Annotated in this window: 14 protein-coding genes and 2 pseudogenes; 4 read left to right on the forward strand and 12 right to left on the reverse strand. The window is 53.5% G+C overall.

Annotation, left to right across the window (positions count from 1 at the left end):
- Positions 1-999: 999 nt before the first annotated feature.
- The 5 genes from ABIB18_RS19840 to ABIB18_RS19860 form a co-directional block, all read right to left on the reverse strand.
- Positions 1000-1386, reverse strand: a complete 387-nt coding sequence (locus tag ABIB18_RS19840) for a GNAT family N-acetyltransferase (protein ID WP_354475368.1) — start codon at positions 1384-1386, stop codon at positions 1000-1002.
- A gap of 195 nt (positions 1387-1581) precedes the next feature.
- A complete protein-coding gene (locus ABIB18_RS19845; protein WP_089562210.1) occupies positions 1582-2775 on the reverse strand; it encodes a diguanylate phosphodiesterase in 1194 nt (397 codons plus the stop codon).
- A 303-nt stretch (positions 2776-3078) separates the two neighbouring features.
- Positions 3079-3288, reverse strand: coding sequence for a DUF1471 domain-containing protein (locus ABIB18_RS19850; protein WP_069729821.1), 210 nt, complete (start codon positions 3286-3288; stop codon positions 3079-3081).
- Positions 3289-3520: 232 nt separating this feature from the next.
- Entirely contained in the window at positions 3521-5305 is a 1785-nt protein-coding gene (locus ABIB18_RS19855) for an EAL domain-containing protein (RefSeq protein ID WP_354475371.1), read from the reverse strand.
- A 522-nt stretch (positions 5306-5827) separates the two neighbouring features.
- Positions 5828-6052: a DUF3606 domain-containing protein gene (locus ABIB18_RS19860; RefSeq protein WP_031378206.1), complete on the reverse strand. Its 225-nt coding sequence runs from the start codon at positions 6050-6052 to the stop codon at positions 5828-5830.
- 377 nt (positions 6053-6429) lie between these two features.
- On the opposite strand from ABIB18_RS19860, the gene ABIB18_RS19865 reads away from it, so the two are divergent.
- Together ABIB18_RS19865 and ABIB18_RS19870 are read left to right on the forward strand one after the other, a co-directional pair.
- Positions 6430-6669: a hypothetical protein gene (locus ABIB18_RS19865; protein WP_031378205.1), complete on the forward strand. Its 240-nt coding sequence runs from the start codon at positions 6430-6432 to the stop codon at positions 6667-6669.
- Between the two features lie 168 nt (positions 6670-6837).
- On the forward strand, positions 6838-7332 hold the full coding sequence (locus tag ABIB18_RS19870) for an Hsp20 family protein (RefSeq protein WP_031378204.1): 495 nt from the start codon (positions 6838-6840) through the stop codon (positions 7330-7332).
- 111 nt (positions 7333-7443) lie between these two features.
- On the opposite strand, the gene ABIB18_RS19875 is transcribed toward ABIB18_RS19870, so the two are convergent.
- From ABIB18_RS19875 to ABIB18_RS19885, 3 genes are all read right to left on the reverse strand, one after another.
- Positions 7444-8214 (reverse strand): MerR family transcriptional regulator, encoded by a 771-nt coding sequence (locus tag ABIB18_RS19875; protein WP_354475373.1) that lies wholly within the window; start codon positions 8212-8214, stop codon positions 7444-7446.
- A 207-nt stretch (positions 8215-8421) separates the two neighbouring features.
- Positions 8422-8631, reverse strand: a complete 210-nt coding sequence (locus tag ABIB18_RS19880) for a CsbD family protein (RefSeq protein WP_031378202.1) — start codon at positions 8629-8631, stop codon at positions 8422-8424.
- Positions 8632-8778: 147 nt separating this feature from the next.
- On the reverse strand, positions 8779-9999 hold the full coding sequence (locus ABIB18_RS19885; protein WP_279810235.1) for a diguanylate phosphodiesterase: 1221 nt from the start codon (positions 9997-9999) through the stop codon (positions 8779-8781).
- Positions 10000-11174: 1175 nt separating this feature from the next.
- Here ABIB18_RS19885 and ABIB18_RS19890 point away from each other — a divergent pair.
- Positions 11175-11459, forward strand: a complete 285-nt coding sequence (locus ABIB18_RS19890; RefSeq protein ID WP_354475376.1) for a DNA polymerase V subunit — start codon at positions 11175-11177, stop codon at positions 11457-11459.
- 32 nt (positions 11460-11491) lie between these two features.
- Here the strand turns inward: ABIB18_RS19890 and ABIB18_RS19895 are convergent, their stop codons facing one another.
- Entirely contained in the window at positions 11492-11812 is a 321-nt protein-coding gene (locus ABIB18_RS19895; protein WP_354475378.1) for a hypothetical protein, read from the reverse strand.
- 651 nt (positions 11813-12463) lie between these two features.
- Between ABIB18_RS19895 and ABIB18_RS19900 the strand changes: the two are divergent.
- Positions 12464-12722, forward strand: a pseudogene (locus ABIB18_RS19900) (methyl-accepting chemotaxis protein); the annotation flags it as partial.
- A gap of 162 nt (positions 12723-12884) precedes the next feature.
- Here ABIB18_RS19900 and ABIB18_RS19905 read toward each other — a convergent pair.
- The 3 genes and pseudogenes from ABIB18_RS19905 to ABIB18_RS19915 all read right to left on the reverse strand — a co-directional run bounded on the left by ABIB18_RS19905 (position 12885) and on the right by ABIB18_RS19915 (position 15871).
- The gene (locus ABIB18_RS19905; protein WP_354475380.1) at positions 12885-13688 is read right to left on the reverse strand and encodes an MBL fold metallo-hydrolase; all 804 of its coding nucleotides are present in this window, start codon (positions 13686-13688) and stop codon (positions 12885-12887) included.
- Between the two features lie 36 nt (positions 13689-13724).
- Positions 13725-14612 (reverse strand): annotated as a pseudogene (locus tag ABIB18_RS19910) (EamA family transporter).
- Positions 14609-15871 carry an MFS transporter gene (locus tag ABIB18_RS19915; RefSeq protein WP_354475382.1) on the reverse strand — a complete coding sequence of 421 codons (1263 nt, stop codon included), beginning with the start codon at positions 15869-15871 and terminating at the stop codon, positions 14609-14611. Before ABIB18_RS19915 ends, ABIB18_RS19910 begins: the two are co-directional and overlap by 4 nt.
- Positions 15872-15917 lie beyond the last annotated feature (46 nt).

The following is a 15917-nucleotide window of genomic DNA, read 5'->3' on the forward strand; positions in this document are numbered from 1 at the left end:
AACAGCGATTTCCTCGCCGGTTTACACTTCACAGTGGTTAATTGCTGGTTTTTAAGCCAGATTAGCTACTTTTTTGTTCGGATAATGTTCAGTTACGCTGTTACTTTCTCGCTACAGTGGTTATCAAATGGGAACAAGCAGCGCTGGGCAGACTCAATACTCGCTATAGTGGTTATCAAACACAGCTGGCTTCAAATGATCTCTCCCAACAGGTTGATAACCCGGCTGAAAGCGGATTTTTACTCGCTACAGTGGTTAGCACAAATATGCGAGGCTTCTCGCTATAGTGGATATTGAGCGGTCAGGATGGTGCTGCCTGAGACCGACAGCTAAAAAAGGCTGCAAACCGGGCAGGGAATCACTCGCTATAGTGGTTAGCTTGCAACGAATGCAGACGATCACCCTACAGAGCGGGCTGAAAGGGCACGCTGCCGTGTTGAATGAAGGTGTCAATGCGCGTTATAACGCCGAGGTTAGCGGCTTCCCGCTTTCAGGCTACTCGCTACAGTGGTTGGCTGAGCGCGAAAAGCAGCGAGGAGGCATAAACAATTGCGATAAGTTGTTGTGTGAGTCAGTGCTCAGCGCTGAGTAAGAGAGTGATAGCGGAGAGAGAAGGACTTCTCGCTACAGTGGTTATGGGTGGCGATGTTGCGGTAGGCGGGCACTCACTATAGTGGTTATCCGCTGAAGAATTGATCGGCTAAGCCTCTTTCGCCGGAAACCCGGATATTTATTGCGCAAAATTACTCGCTACAGTGGTTGTTGATGATCTTTGCAGGCTATTTTTACTCGCTATAGTCGATATCTTTGCCGCAGGTGCTGAGGTTTATCAAAGCGAAACAGCGTCTCAGAAGTGATACGGTCACTCGCTACAGTGGTTAGTCTGGCTTTTTACTCGCTACAGTGGTTATGCAAATTAAAGCGTCTTTGCTGTCCCCTGAATCGAGGTCGCCCGGCAAGCATTGCTTCTCCCTGAGAATAACACCGGATCGCCTATCTTCAGGCTGAACACCATGACGACTGTTTGATCATCCGGATATCCTTCTCTGCCGCTGCTTCACCCGCCGTAATCCATCCTCTGTGACGATAGAATCCTGCGGCGCGGGTCGCTTCACCGGTTTCCAGCCAGATGAGGTCATGATGAAGAAACAGCTGGTTTTCAGCTTCCTCTGCCAGCCGTTTGCCAATGCCTGCGCCTTCATAAGCCGGAAGGACGAAAGCGGCAAACAGACAGCCTTCTTCCGGCAGGATCATAGAGAACCCCACCGCTTTGCAGCCAGACACTGCGATCCATGCACAGGTTGAGGTATTAATCATCGCTTCAATCGCGGCCGGGGTAATGCCCAGCGCCTGAAGATCCTGGTGAGACAGCACATTTTCAGTCACGGAAGTCCGGATATGAAACAGATCGGCTGTATCGGCGGCGGTCGCGGCTCTGACGTGAAGGTTCAATGTGGTACGCACTCCCGGCAAGGTTGTCGTCTGCGCGCGATCAATAGCAGAACAGGTGCCGCAGATCACGATAAAAAAAGGCCCGCCATACGGCGAGCCCCGTTCAGGTGTTGTCCCGCTGTGCGGCGATTACATCGCTTCGCGGTATTCCGGCCAGGCCACCGACTCTGGATCATAACGTCCAGCAGCGGCAAACAGCGTCCCCTGAAAGTTAATTACGCCCGCCGCTTCCAGCCACATCCACTCTTCAGCCTGCACAATACCGGCTGCGATCACCGTAATTTCCAGCGCTGAGCAGCATTTAATAATCGCCTGTACCACCGCTTGCTTTGGTCCGCTGCGGTGAACATCGCGGGTGATGCCGGCATCGATGCGGATACGATCTGGCTGAATATGGGTCAGTAGCGACAAGCCAGCTGAGCCGTCACCAAAGTTGTCGACAGATAAGCTGATCCCCACCGCTTTAAGCTCGCGCACGGCTTGTGAAAATGCATCAAGCTGTGAGATGACAGCAGTTTCGCTGACCCCGATAACCACCTGCTCGGGCACCAGACCCGCTTGCTCAATCGCCGCCACAATCAGCTTCACCGCATCCGGCACCACCACCAGCGTCATCGGCAGCAGGCTGACGTAAAGCGTCATGCCGTCCGGGCAGACCAGGCCGGCATGGGCAAAGGTCTTTTTCACCGTTTCAAGATCGTCAAAATAGAGCTGCTGGCTGGCTGAATCTTCAGACAGCGATCCTGCCGGACGGGTAGTGGTCGCTTCGATAGCGGTGACCTGACGGGCCAGCGGATCGACGACCGGGCGAAAGCTGACCCCTTCGGTGACGGGTCTGGAATCCGGCACATCGCTGCGTTCAGAAATAAACTCCCAGTAGCCTGGCGGGAGAACTTCGTAGTAGTTTTCTTTCTCGCGTGACTCAACGAAGGTACGCAGAAATTGCAGCGCCCGATCGTCATAGGTCAGGCGATATTTTGACGTGCCTTTATCGAGCACCGCCTGCAGTACGGAAGAACGATCGTGCTCGCGCAGATCGAACAGTTCCATGCCGGCGTTACCAAAACGGCGTGAAGGCGCATAGTCGCGCATCAACTCCACCACATTGTGATGGCGTTTATCAGCGCAAATCCGCCGGTAAACGGCGAGTATTCCCGCTTCAGGGCCTTCCAGCAGCTGAAAGAAATGGGTGCCGTTGAACAGTAAAATACCGGTCACATCGTGAGCCGCATTAATTTTGCTGGCATTTACGACCATTTCGGGCACCGTTTTGATCGGAAAGTCATCCGAAATATGGCTGCGATATATTATTGTGGTCAGCATGTGCAGCTCCGATTTAATGTGATTGTCGGGCACACGCTAACATTGTTCAAATAATGTTGCATCTAACCTTATTCACTGTCGCACACACTGCACCATCACAGGTGGCAGTAAGCGAAACGGCAAATTTGCCGTTAACCTGTTTTTAACCGTAGCGGCTAAACGCTGACCCGATGCGGCCCGTCTGAACCGGCAGTAATGAGGTTTAAGACGGAGTGTGAAAAGGGGGCACAGGCTGAGCGTGGTAAAAGCAGCAGGCAAAAAAAAAGCCGCCTTGCAGGCAGCCTTTATACAGAACAGATGGGCTTATTTAATCAGCTCAGCCGACACATAGGCGCGGTTGTCGACGCGGGCACCGGTAATTTTGTATGACGCGCCAGCATCTTTCGCCTGTGCAGCGACTTTTGCTTCAGCCGCGTCCAGAGTAGAGGCGGTAGCCGTGATGCTCTGGGCAAAACCAGCGAAAGAGATCAGGGAAAGTGCAGTAACAGCAACGAAAGTTTTGATGGTTTTCATGGTCATTTCCTCAGTTCATTTTAATTCGGAAGAGGCGTTCTGCCTCGATGGAATGAATAGTAGGCGCAATGACGGTAAAGAAAAATAGCCTTATTTTGCTGTTAAAGGTCAATTATTTTGAATGACTATCGTGGCGCCTGATTTCCCCCGCCTGATCGCCGACAATAAAAAAGCGCTGTCTGTTACAGACAACGCTTTGGCTATTCCCGGCCGGACCTGTGCCGTGCCAGCCTCAACGGCATTCGCCGCGTAGCTTCCAGTGAAGCCAGTGATTGAGGGCTTCTTCGGTTAACGGTTTCGAGTAGAAGTAGCCCTGTGCCTGATCGCAGCCATATTCAGTCAGCGAGGTCACATCATCCGGGCACTCGACGCCTTCTGCCAGCACCACATAGTCCAGCTCTTTCAGCATGGCGATAATGCTACGGGCGATGATACGGGAAGCGGTATCTGAAGAGAGCTCACTGATCAGTGAACGATCCAGCTTAATCACATCAAGCGGCAACCGTCGCAGATAACTGATATTGCTGTAGCCCGATCCGAAATCATCGAGTGAAATGCCAAAACCACGTTGTTTGAGCATTTCCAGCCCGCGTAACGCCGTGGGACTTTCAATAATGCGTTCGGTTTCGAGACACTCGATACCCAGCAGCGACGTCGGCAATTTTGCCTTCAGCATTTTATTTTCAAGCGCAGCGGCAAAGCCCTCGCGTGAGAAGTCGCGCACGCTGACATTGACGGTTAAAGGCAGCTGGATACAGTTATTCCGCAGTCGCCGCAGACGATCTACCGCCTGATCGATTACCCAGGCCGTCAGCGTCGACAGCAGGTCGGTTTGCTCCGCCAGCGGGAGAAAACTCGCCGGGGAGAGTTCGCCGCGCGTGGGGTGATGCCAGCGGACCAGCGCTTCCAGCCCGACCGGCTTACCGCTGTGCAGACAAATTTTTGGCTGATAGACCAGATAGAGCCCGATATTGTCACGCAGCGCTATTTTGAGATCGGTCATCAGAACGAAATCTTCGGTGCGCTGCATTTCGGTGGCGGCGTCAAAGCGTTGCGATGGCACTCCCCGGCCCACAGCTTCGTTGAGCGCACTGACGGCGCGACGGAGCACTTCCGGCGCCGGCACGCTGCCCGCAGTAAAGTCGGCTTCGCCGGTATGCGTAGTGAGCGCCACCGACAATCCTTCGTCCATATCGGCACTGATCCCTTCCAGACGCCCGGCGACCCACGCCGCACTCAGGCGGCTGTCCGCCCGGGTCAGGATAGCGAACCGGCCGGTGGCAACCGTATAGATCATTTCACCGACCGCCGGGCGCAGGCGCAGCGGCAGCAGGGTCGCCATATCTTTGAGCAGATTTTCAACCGGCCCCATACCCATGGTGCGAGCCAGTTCGTAAGCGCGTGACATATCGATGCAATCAATCAGCACCAGACGGCGCGGCGTGGTATCGCCCGCCACGGCCAGATATTGCAGATCGCGGATCAGCCGCTGACGGTTTGGCAGGCCGGTGACCGGATCGGCAAAGCCAGCGGAATGCCACGCCTCCAGAAACGACATGACCAGCGTTGAAAGTAATTTCAGCGTAGTGACCTGATCGGCACCAAAAGGGTGGGGATGGGTATCGGTGACGCATAAGGTCCCCAGAATAATACCTTCGCGGTTTTTTAACGGCACGCCAGCATAAAAACGAATAAAGGGAGCGCCGGTAATTAACGGATGAGTAACAAAGCGTGCATCAAGATAAGTATCAGGAACGATAACGGCGCTATCACTGTCGACCACGTGACGGCATAAGGAGTCCTGGCGTGATGAACGCTCAAGGGCAAAATTGTGTGCTGCACGTACCGTCTGATATTCATCATCCAGCACGGAAATAAAACTGCTCGGAATACTCAGCGCCTGGCTGGCTAACCTGACAAATTTCCTGAGGACATCGTCGCGGCTTTCGTCAGGCCGGCTGAGCGCCTGCAAAGCACGGGTACGGCGTTCATCGTCGCCGTTTAAATTTTTTAGCATCTGTGTGTGTCCTTCGTACTGTCTGGTGACGGCACGAAATAAAAAGAGAAATTGTACGGTAACTGACCGGAACCAGGTGCGGTTCGGGCGAAAGGAAATAACGCATATTTATTGTTTTCACAGTGATGATAAGTGACTCGACGGCGGGTGTCTCTTACTATTTTCTTTAACGCATTTCATGCCTGTTTACGATTCGGTAATTTTATCGACAGCCGTTTTTATTTTCACAGTCAGGGCGCAATACTCTGTAAAGAGGCTTAACGATTATTAGCCGACTGATAATCAATTATCATTCATTCTGCAGACAATTAATTTGGGATTATATTAATGGTTAAAAAGTAAACTCAGCGAATAAACCGTCAGCGCCCTGACGGACCAGGGCGGGTAACATCCTAAATTAACAGATAAAACCCCAGCAGGGCAGCCAGACTGATCTCAATTATCCCTCTCAGCCGTCCTCACTGCGGGGCCGTAAACCGCAGGAAGAACGACGCTGACGTTGACGCTCCGGCGGCCATCCGTTTAACGCTTGCCAGTCGTTTTTGGCTGCTGCGGCTGTCGCGGCGGTGGATTTTTCTCCAGCCAGTCACGCACGTGGTCAGCCTGCGGACCCGTCTCCCGGATGGCGCGTGTCAGCCGCTCCTGGGTAGTTTTCAGTTCCTGAGTCCAGTAAGTGATTTGCCATTGCTCTCGTATCTCCACCCGCGACAGATCTTCAGGTACGCGCCGCTGAATAGGGTTTTTCATCGCTTTATTCTCCTCTGCTTTGTTTGGTTATCGGTCCTGAAAATTATCCTCAGGTTAAACCGACCATCCTGATGAATGATGGGAAGGCAGAGTAGCGGAATAATCCCTGATTTAACGCACGCGAAAATATCAGGAAAATTCCTGGTGTTGGAAATAACACATTCTAAAAAACTGAAAAATGACGATTTACTGGCAGATTAAGCCGCTTCGCTTATTCACTGACTGCACATAAAAGATAAGCCTGACATTTGACATTTAATTAAAATGGTCAATTATTCTCATGTCAAAACATCCGGGCCGCGTCCATAACGCTTCGCTTTCGATAAAAAGCGGCGTTGAATTTTTTGCGCGGGTCACTCATTTCAAAGGAGTTTTTTTTGGTTAATCGTCCTTCCCAGCAGCCTGTAGTGGTTCAGAATAATGTCCGTGAACTTCGTCTTGCTGCGGGACTCTCTCAGCAGAGCGCCGCTGAGCGCTTCGACCTCAGCCTGCGCGTCTGGCAAACCAAAGAAGCCGCAGTAAACCCGACGCTGTTAAGTCAGGGCGAATATGAATTGCTGCTGCTGCTGGCCGGCCGACATCCGCACTTTTGCCTCGCTCCCCATTCAAAGAAATAGCGCTTCATCACGGGCGATATTATTTAATAAACGATTGCTTTTATTAGGATAAAAAATTTATTTACGGGACTTGAAAGCGCAGAGAAAGGCATTATTTATACCAGTGACCGGCGATTGATAACCGGTCAGATGAGCTTTTGGATGAACATTATTCAGGAGGTTGTCACCATGTCTTTACATCAGATCTCTGTCTTCCCATCGCTGGCCGATTCCGCGTTATCAGATCGCTTCAGCCGCATTGATAAACTGTTCAGCCAGCTTACCGGCGACCGTCAGGTCGCGTCTGTACCGGCTTACGATCTGCAGCGGCTTGACGATGCCCGCTACGCACTGACGGTGAGCGTGCCCGGCTGGAAAGAGCACGAGCTTGAAATCGAACTGAGCGGCGGACGCCTTTCGGTCGCCGGTAAGAAAGAAACCACGGCATCCGACGGGGCTGAGGAGGCGAAAGATGAGAAAAGCGGCTGGATCTACCGGGGCATCGCGCGTCACGATTTCCGGCTGAGCTTCTCGATCCCTGAACACATGAAAGTGACCGGCGCCAGCCTGGCAGATGGCCTGCTGAACGTAGGATTACTGCAGGAAATTCCGGAAAGCGAGAAACCTCGCCGTATTCCGATTGAGGTTGGCGGGGCACCCCGGACGCTGGAACATCAGGAATAAGCGGTGGGAGCTAAACAGTATGGCGGAAGGCGGCTCAGGAGGCCTTCCGCCTTTTTGATCGTCAGATCCGGCCGGAGGTTTATCCGACGACGCTGCCGCAGCGGGCGAGGATCAGGCGCTGGCAGCCAGCAGGGTTGTTTCTGCTTCTGCTTTGAGCCGGGTGTCGGTTCCGGTCAGCATCACCGGTTTGCCTGCCTCCAGCATCGATTGATACGCCGCGTTCATCAGCGGAGTGATCCCATCACTGCACCACATCAGGTGGTGCTCAAACCGGTGATGCGCCACGGCGGGTTCGCCAGACGCAATTGCAGCCACCTCAACCCGAAATCCCTGTCCATTCAGTCGAATGGCTTCCATCCAGATCTCAGTTTCATCGGTGACGCTCACCGCCTCAAGAAACAGCGGCACGGTGCTACGCCGCTGGGCAGCCAGCGCCAGATGTTGCCACTGGGTGACAATCGCAGAGTGGAAGCGTTGCTGACGTGCTGCTGCCCCTTCACTGGCGTCGCTACGTAGCCAGAGGTTTAGCGGTCGCAGATAGCGATTCACATAATCATCGCCACTGTAGTTCGCGCCCATCGTGCGTAATTCACGTGTGATGTCGTCATCGGCGTCATGCCGTAATAGCTGCAACAACTCTTCTTCCCGACAGGCCCAGCCTCCCTGCAGCTTAAGTGCAGGCCAGCGAAGCGAGGTGTGAATATCAAAAAGCGTATGCCCATCCGAGGTCATGTCGCGCACACACAGCGCACGCGTTAGCTGGCTGTCGGAATAACCGGCCGGGCCAGGAGGCGTCATGAGTCCGGCACGTCGCCAGCGGCGCAGCGTCTCAGGCAGAACACCGACGAGGCCGCAGACCGTGTCGGTAGAGTGTTGGGGCATGATAAATTTCCGGAGGGGATTCAGATCCCGCTGAAAGGGATGACGCCGGCAGTATGCGCGCCGTAACCGAATAAAGAAACAATCATTTCCATAAGAATTGCAGACAGATTAAGCGACTATCGGATAAAGGCAGAATGAAGAAAAAAGCGTGCAGCAGGTGGAGGAAGATGACGTGCCGGGCGCGACGTGGCCCGGCGAGAACAGCTATTACCAGCGGTATTTGTTCGAATCTTCCCACTCTTTCACTTCTTTTTCGGCCCGATCTTTCTCGTAACCGTAGCGTTCCTGAATTTTACCGACCAGCTGATCGCGCTTCCCTTCAACAACGGTCATATCGTCATCCGTCAGATCGCCCCATTTTTCCTTAACTTTACCTTTGAACTGCTTCCAGTTACCGCCAATGCGATCTTCGTTCATGGTGAACCTCCACTTTAAGGCTGTTATCCAGGGGACTAAATCATTACCGGTCAGGCGTTATGCCTGCGGGTGGATTAAGCCTGGCACAGCCTTTGCTGTTTGCAGCGAAGCGGTGTGAGCCAGGTCAAAGTTCGGAAAAAGAGTCGATTATCCCGGAAGACGCCGCTCAGGCCAGCTTACCGGCGGAATGGCATTAAGCGCTGGCCGGGCAAACAGGAAGCCCTGATAATAGCGAACGCCGGCGCTTTCCAGCCACAGCCACTCTTCAATCTTCTCTACGCCTTCTGCAATGACGGTGATTTCCAGCGCGTTGCAGCATTTAAGGATCGCCAGCACGATGGCCTGACGGGGACCACTGCGGTGAATATCCATAATCAGCTTGCGATCGATTTTGACCTTATCCGGCTGAAAATCCGCTAACAGCGACAGGCCGGCAAAGCCCGCGCCAAAATCATCCAGCGCCAGGCTGATCCCGGCGGCTTTCAGCTGCTGAACGGCAAACTGAAACTCATCAAAGCGCGAAATAACTTCATCTTCAGTCACCTCGACCACCACCTGCTCAGGACGTAAACCCTGTCGGGTGATCTGCCGGATTAGTCGATCAACCGCATGCTCAATCACCACCAGCGACATCGGCAGCAGGTTGACCGACAGGGTCTGATGCTGCATGCCCACGTGGCGAGCCAGCTGAAACGCATAGTTTTTTGAATCGAGATCGGCCTGGTAGATCATCTCTTCAGGCAGCGTGGCAAAGTAGTCTGCTGGCGACGCACCCTGCGGGCCGCGGATCAGCGCTTCACAGGAGACAATCCGGCGACTGGCGACATCGACAATCGGCTGTAACGCAAACTCACATGGCTGGCCGGGGGCAGGGCGATAAGTTAACGGTACCTCCGCTGATGGCGGAGTGATCAGTTGCCAGGCATCTGCCGGGTCAATCGCAATAAACGTCTCTTTATCGCGCCCTTCAACAAACGAACGTAAAAATTTCACCACCCGATCGCCTTTCACCCGCTCGGCATTCAGCGTGACACGACTAAGCAGCGCATCAACCACGGTGCTGTCCTGGTAGTCGCGCAGATCAAACAGCTCCATACCGGCGTGGCCAAAGCGGCGGGCTGGCGCGTAATCCCGCATTAATTCAATCAGGTTGAAATGCCGATCGTCCTGACTGATGCGCTGGTAGACAGTGAGAACCGCCTCCATGGTGCCTTCCAGCACCTGAAAAAAATGCTGACCATCAAATAACAGGATCCCGGTCACCTGAATGGCCGCATTTTTCGAACCGGCATGATCGACCAGCGCCTGCAATCTCTCAGACGAGACGCAGGACGTCAGCTGGCTGCGGTAAATGATGGTGGAAAGCATAGGCGGACTCACATGGCTGGTGTTGGCTTTGCAACCATAGCACAGCGTCGTTAGCGGTTAGCGGTTAGCGGTACAACAGCGGGGTATTCATGCCTCTGCTGGGCGCATGGTTTGCGTCAGTATCGGGGCAGAGGTTCACTATCCACACAGGCAACGGTAGTTTTGTTGGCAGAGCATTAGCGGGAGACGGCGGGAACACCGTGAAAAATAAAAGCCCCTGCCAGACAGGCAGGGGCAAGAAAACGGGCAGAACATTTTTTTATTGGTTGACGGCTTCCCTGGTGAGGCGCCGGTTAATAGGGTGTTAACGGGATTATTACGCTTTTTTATCGACAGTTTCCACGCCATTACTGACTAATTTTTAGACGCCAAAAAACTGCCGAAACGGTATTAAGGAAAAATTGCATTACTTTCAACGTAATATCATCCGTGATTTCGGCAATAACTCAGATTGTTGAATTATAACGTTACAAATAAATAACCGTTCCTAACTATATCGATCGTTAAATGCGCATTTGACTTGATTCTGCACGTGCTAATCCCCGCAATCAGGCGACGATTCAGCACGTTTCAGCGGATAGCGAAGCGGGAGATAAGGCCTGTATTGTGGAATAACATCTGAGCCAGCGGAAATAACCGGCGAGCAAAAAAGAGCCCCCGGTAAAAGGGGGCAAGGGTAGGAGTTAGATCACTCTGTAAATGAAGTGGATTTCGTTACAGAGCCATTTAAAGATAGGGCAAAACCGCCAGCTTTGCCGTTACGTTTACTCAGTTTTTTAATTAGATATCAAATGATTAAAAAGCGAAGGGTGGGTGATGTTGTTGCTTATCAATGCGTTACGCTTATATGAAAACGTTTTCTAAGATTTGGCTTAAAGTCACCGCTGCAGAAAGGCAAGCGGAGAACAGCGGGCGGAATGTGCTCAGCGGCGAATTAATTAAAAATCAATAAAATTAAAGGATTATAAAATTAATCGCTCGGGGCAGGCGCACCCCTTTTTCCCCGATCAGGCGCGTCAGGCAGGGGTCTGGCGTCCCAGCAGAGGCTGGAGTGTTACAGAGGCAGGAAAAGACCTTTCAGAACCAGCAATAAAGCAGCGAAAAAGAGAAGCCGCTTGATCAGATTGGCGATCGGTAATACTGTTTATCTATACAGTCTCTGTGAGAAAAGAAGAATGCCACAGTCAGATGAGATTCATAGCGCGTTCCATCAGGTCATGCGCCGCGGCGGCAATGGCAGGTGGACGGTAAGTACCCGTGATTTTGTCGCTGAACTGGAACGGCGTAACCGGCCGCATACTCTGCGGGCCGCTAATCAGTGGATAGAGATCCACATTACGTTGTTTCGTGACATCTCGATTGAGTCAGGTGACTATCGGCTGTTCGAGCTGTCGGAAACAGCGCTAACGGCAGGCTTTGCGGCAACAGCGATTCAGGTGTCCGACCAGCCTGACCGCTAGCGATCAGGCTGAAGAGACGGCCGCCGCCGCGATCAGAACTGGCGACTGGCTGAGTGCGCGACCGGACGATTCAGGCTGGCGGGATAACTCTTTTCACAATTGAGACGTGCAAGGTTCACCGCCACTTTGCGTTTTTTAAGCCGCAGTTTAGGTAACCACTCTTTAAACTGGGCGGTCAGCGATTCTGCCTGCTGCTCATTCAGTACGCGGCAGATGAACAGCTTACTTTTGGTCTGACGGCTGACATCAATGGCATAAATCTCGACACGATCGCCGCACACTTCATATTCCACATCGGTAAATTGCATATGTGGCCAAAGGCCGGTTCTTGCTTCAAAAGTGGCTAAATCCATAATGACTCCTTTTTTTATTGTAAACGCTATTGCTGTGGACCTGGCCTGAGCCTGGTCGGGCCAGTGAGCATAGACCACTATTCTGTTAATGCCAGCCCGATCACCGGTTTAATTTGGTCCTGACAGAATCAGCCCTGATTACCGGCCTGTTGTTCAGAGTGACTAAAAGAATCCCCCATTTTTTGATCAGATATTCTGATGTAATTCAGCCGCCATCCTCCGTGAGTTTTTTATGCCTTGTGGCGCGTAAGCTGAAAATCACCCTCAAATGCAGGGCTGCTGACTGCACTGGCAGACAATATTGTTTCGCTGTGAGAAATTCCGCACACCGCTAACCCAAATTAAAATTGCACAATAAGCGGGCTAATCATCAGGGGCCAGAAAGTTACTGCTGCACAGACTCTCACGCCCGGCAGATTAATTGTGGCACTGAGAAAAAAATCAATAATCGCAGATGTAAAATAATGTATCCCTTCCGGCATAAATAACGGTTAAATCATCCGCGTTGCATCGTTCAGAATGCACGGCTTGCAAGTAATAATAAAAAAATATAGTACCGGGAATTAATTAAAGTCAGGTTAAACAGCGCAGATAAGATCGATTCAGCTAATCACCTTGTTCTTTTTTTAATCTATTACACAGAGAGCACCTATGACTATTACACAGCGACTGGTATCGCTATTTTCACTGCTTGCAATGTCCCTGATCGTGCAGGTAATTATTTCTTTATCAGTGATATCGGGCTTCCAGTCTCGTTTTGAATATGTGCAGGTGAACGCGATTTCCAGCATCCGTGATTTAAACAAATCGATCAGTGCCACCAATCAGCTCGGCATTGCGTTGTATCGTCATCAAAGCATGATGGATAGTGCAAAACAGCCGGCGGCGGAGCAGCGAATCGATCAGCTGATGCTTGATATCTCTGCGACGTCAGAAGAACAAAACAGTGGCATTGCGCAAATCAACGTTGCGGTTAACCAGATGGACCAGGCAACGCAGCAAAATGCGATACTGCTTGAACAGTCTGCTTCCTCGGCGAATGAGCTGGCCACTGTTTATCCCGGTTCTGCGGTTACCCGTCGCGGTCCTGCAGACAGTCCAGATAGATTTGCCCCGATCGCATCACCTTCTCTTTCGCCTGCTGGCGAATATCCTGACCTTCGAATGCGCCGTAAACCTGCCCGAACGTCACGCCCGCCAGCCGTTGCATTATGCGCTGCACCGCGGCAGCCGGGAGCGGCAGCATATTCGGGTAACTCCACATAAATGAAACGCCATGCGCCCCGGGCGTGACCTGCAGAATGTCGCCCGCCAGGATCACGCCGTCACCTTCGGCCCAATGCAGCACGCAGCCGCCGGGAAAATGGCCGCCCAGCCGCAACAGCGTCAGTGAAGGCAGCAGCGGCAATGAGTCGCCCTGCCATAGTTTGAGATGCGGGCTGTCACGCACAATCCATTCGCGATCGCGATCGTGCAGATATATCGGTGCGTTAAATGCGGCGGCCCACTCCTGCATCGTGGTGTAGTAGTGCGGATGAGAAATGGCGATGGCGTGCAGGCCACCCAGCGCGTTCACCAGCGCCAGGGTCGCCTGGTCAAGATTGGCAATGCAGTCCCACAATACGTTTCCGTGCGGCGTGCGCAGCAGAAACGCCCGTTGATCGATAGCAAATTTCGGCACAGTTTTGATACTTAGCAGTGCCTCGCCGTGCGCCGTCCATTTATTGGCGTGGCGCGCGGTCAGCTGATCGAAATCGATCCAGCTCTGTCCGCCTGCAGGCACGTACTGACGCGGGTCGTCGCAGATTTTACAGCGATCTGTCGGGCTGTGCGGTGGCTGATACGCGGTGCCACAGGCGGTACATAGCCTGATCATGCTGAACTCCTTCTCTCCCGGCTGGGAATGGGTGAATTATGATGCGAATCGGCCACGCCACGCCTGCATCAGTCGCGCGCCATACAGGCCGATCGTCAGACCGCTGACAATAATTAGCAGTGCAGCCAGTTTCAGCGCTGACAGCTGCTCGTCGAAAATCCAGAACGATCCCAGTAAGCCAAACACCGGCACCAGCAACGAAAGCGGCGCGACGGTCGAAACCGGATAGCGTTTCAGTAAGGCGTTCCAGACCCAATAGCCGAACAGGGTGTTGGGATAGACCTGGAAAAGGATCGACAGCAGCGTTGTCCCATGGGCGTGAGTCAGTAAACCGTGAAAGCCACTCAGCCCATTAACAGCATAAGACAGAATGAATAACGGGATCGGGGCGAACAGGCTCGACCAGATTAAAAAAGCGAATACCTGATGACTGTTCGCTTTCTTATACAGGATATTGGCCACGCTCCAGGCGATAGCGCCGAACAACACACAACCCAGCCCGAGCACTGAAACAGAGCCATCGGTCAGAAAAATGATGCACGACAAACCGGTGAGCGCAATGGCGATACCTGCCGACTGAAAGCGCGACAGCGGTTCGCGAAACGCCCAACTTCCCAGTAACAGGGTAAACAGCGCGCTGAATTGCAGCACCAGCGAGGTGACGCCGGCAGACAATCCGAGCCGGATGCCCAGATTGACCATGCCCCATAGGCCGACGCCGAATACCAGCCCATAGCCGATCAGCTAGCGCCATTTCACCGCGGGTTTAGCGATAAAAAACAGCGCGGGCAGGGCGCACAACAGAAAGCGAATGCCAGCAAGGACAAAGGGATCAACTTCCTTCAGCCCCAGTTTAATCACTGAAAAGTTAATTCCCCAGATTGCGGTGATCACTACCGCCAGCAGCAGATGGTGCATTTTCATTTTATCGATCCTGCAGGAGAGTGAGCGTCAGCAGAAGAGGGACGTAAAGTCGCCCACCAGAACAGCAGTGCCGCCAGGCTGATGGCGCTGCCGAGCAGACAGACTCCCGGCCACTGCCAGCCGGCATAGACCCGGGTGGCGGCGCTGGCCCCGAGGGCGCTACCGACAGAGTAGAAACACATATAGGCAGCGATCAGCCGGTGATTTGCGTCGGGCCGGCCATGAAGCAGCAGGCTCTGACTGCTGACGTGTACCGCCTGCACCGCAAAATCGAGCAGGATCACCCCGGCGATAAACAGCCAGATTGAGTGATGTAGCCACGCAAGCGGCAGCCATGAGAGCGTCAGCAGCAGCAGGCCGATGCCGGTGGTACGTTGGCCATATCCCTGATCCGCCCAGCGTCCGGCCCGGATGGCGGCCAGCGCCCCTGCGATACCCGCCAGGCCAAACAATCCGGTTTCGGTATGGCTAAAGTGAAGCTGGCTTAACGGCAGCACCATGGCGGTCCAGAACACGCTGAAAGCCGCAAAAATCAGCATGGCGAGGATTCCGCGCACCCGTAATAGCGGCTCATCCAAAAATAGCCGGAAGAAGGCACGCATCAGCGTTCGCCAGGCGGGCCTTTTCATCGGCACGCTCTGGCCGGGCGCGGTTCGCCAGAGGATCGCGGCCAGCAGTACCAGCAGCGCGGCAGAAGAGAGATAAACCGCCCGCCAGCCAGCGAGATCGGCGATTGCGCCAGCGGTCAGTCGGGCTAAAAGTATTCCCAGCACCACTCCGCCGGTAACCATACCGACCACCTGACCGCGTTGCGCCGCAGAAGAGAGTGAGGCGGCGTAAGCCACTACCACCTGAACCACCACCGCCATCAGGCCGACCAGGCTCATGGCGATCAGCAAAGCATAAAAGTCCGGGGCAAGGCTGACCAGCAGTACGGCCAGTGCCAGCATCAGCAGCTGGCAGACAATCAGCAGCCTGCCATTAAAAAGGTCGCCCAGCGGCACGACAAACAGCAGCCCCAGCCCATAGCCGACCTGGGTGGCGGTTACCACCACGCCTGTCGAACCGGCGGAGACGGCAAAGGTCTGCGCCATGGCGGTCAGCAGCGGTTGCGCAAAATAGACGTTGCCCACCGCCAGCGCGCAGGTTACGCCCAGCAGCATCACCAGTTTCAGCGGCACCGGTTTGCTGCGGGTTGATGAGGCCAGACGGTCACCGTCTGATACCAGCGAACGGGGTGTGCTGTCGGGCTGAGCCATTTTTACCTCCTGCGGATTTGGTTTCAAATTAAAACCAGGTTGGCCA

Origin of the sequence: Pantoea sp. UYEF8 (assembly GCF_040546285.1) — a bacterium.
Taxonomy (GTDB): domain Bacteria; phylum Pseudomonadota; class Gammaproteobacteria; order Enterobacterales; family Enterobacteriaceae; genus Pantoea; species Pantoea brenneri.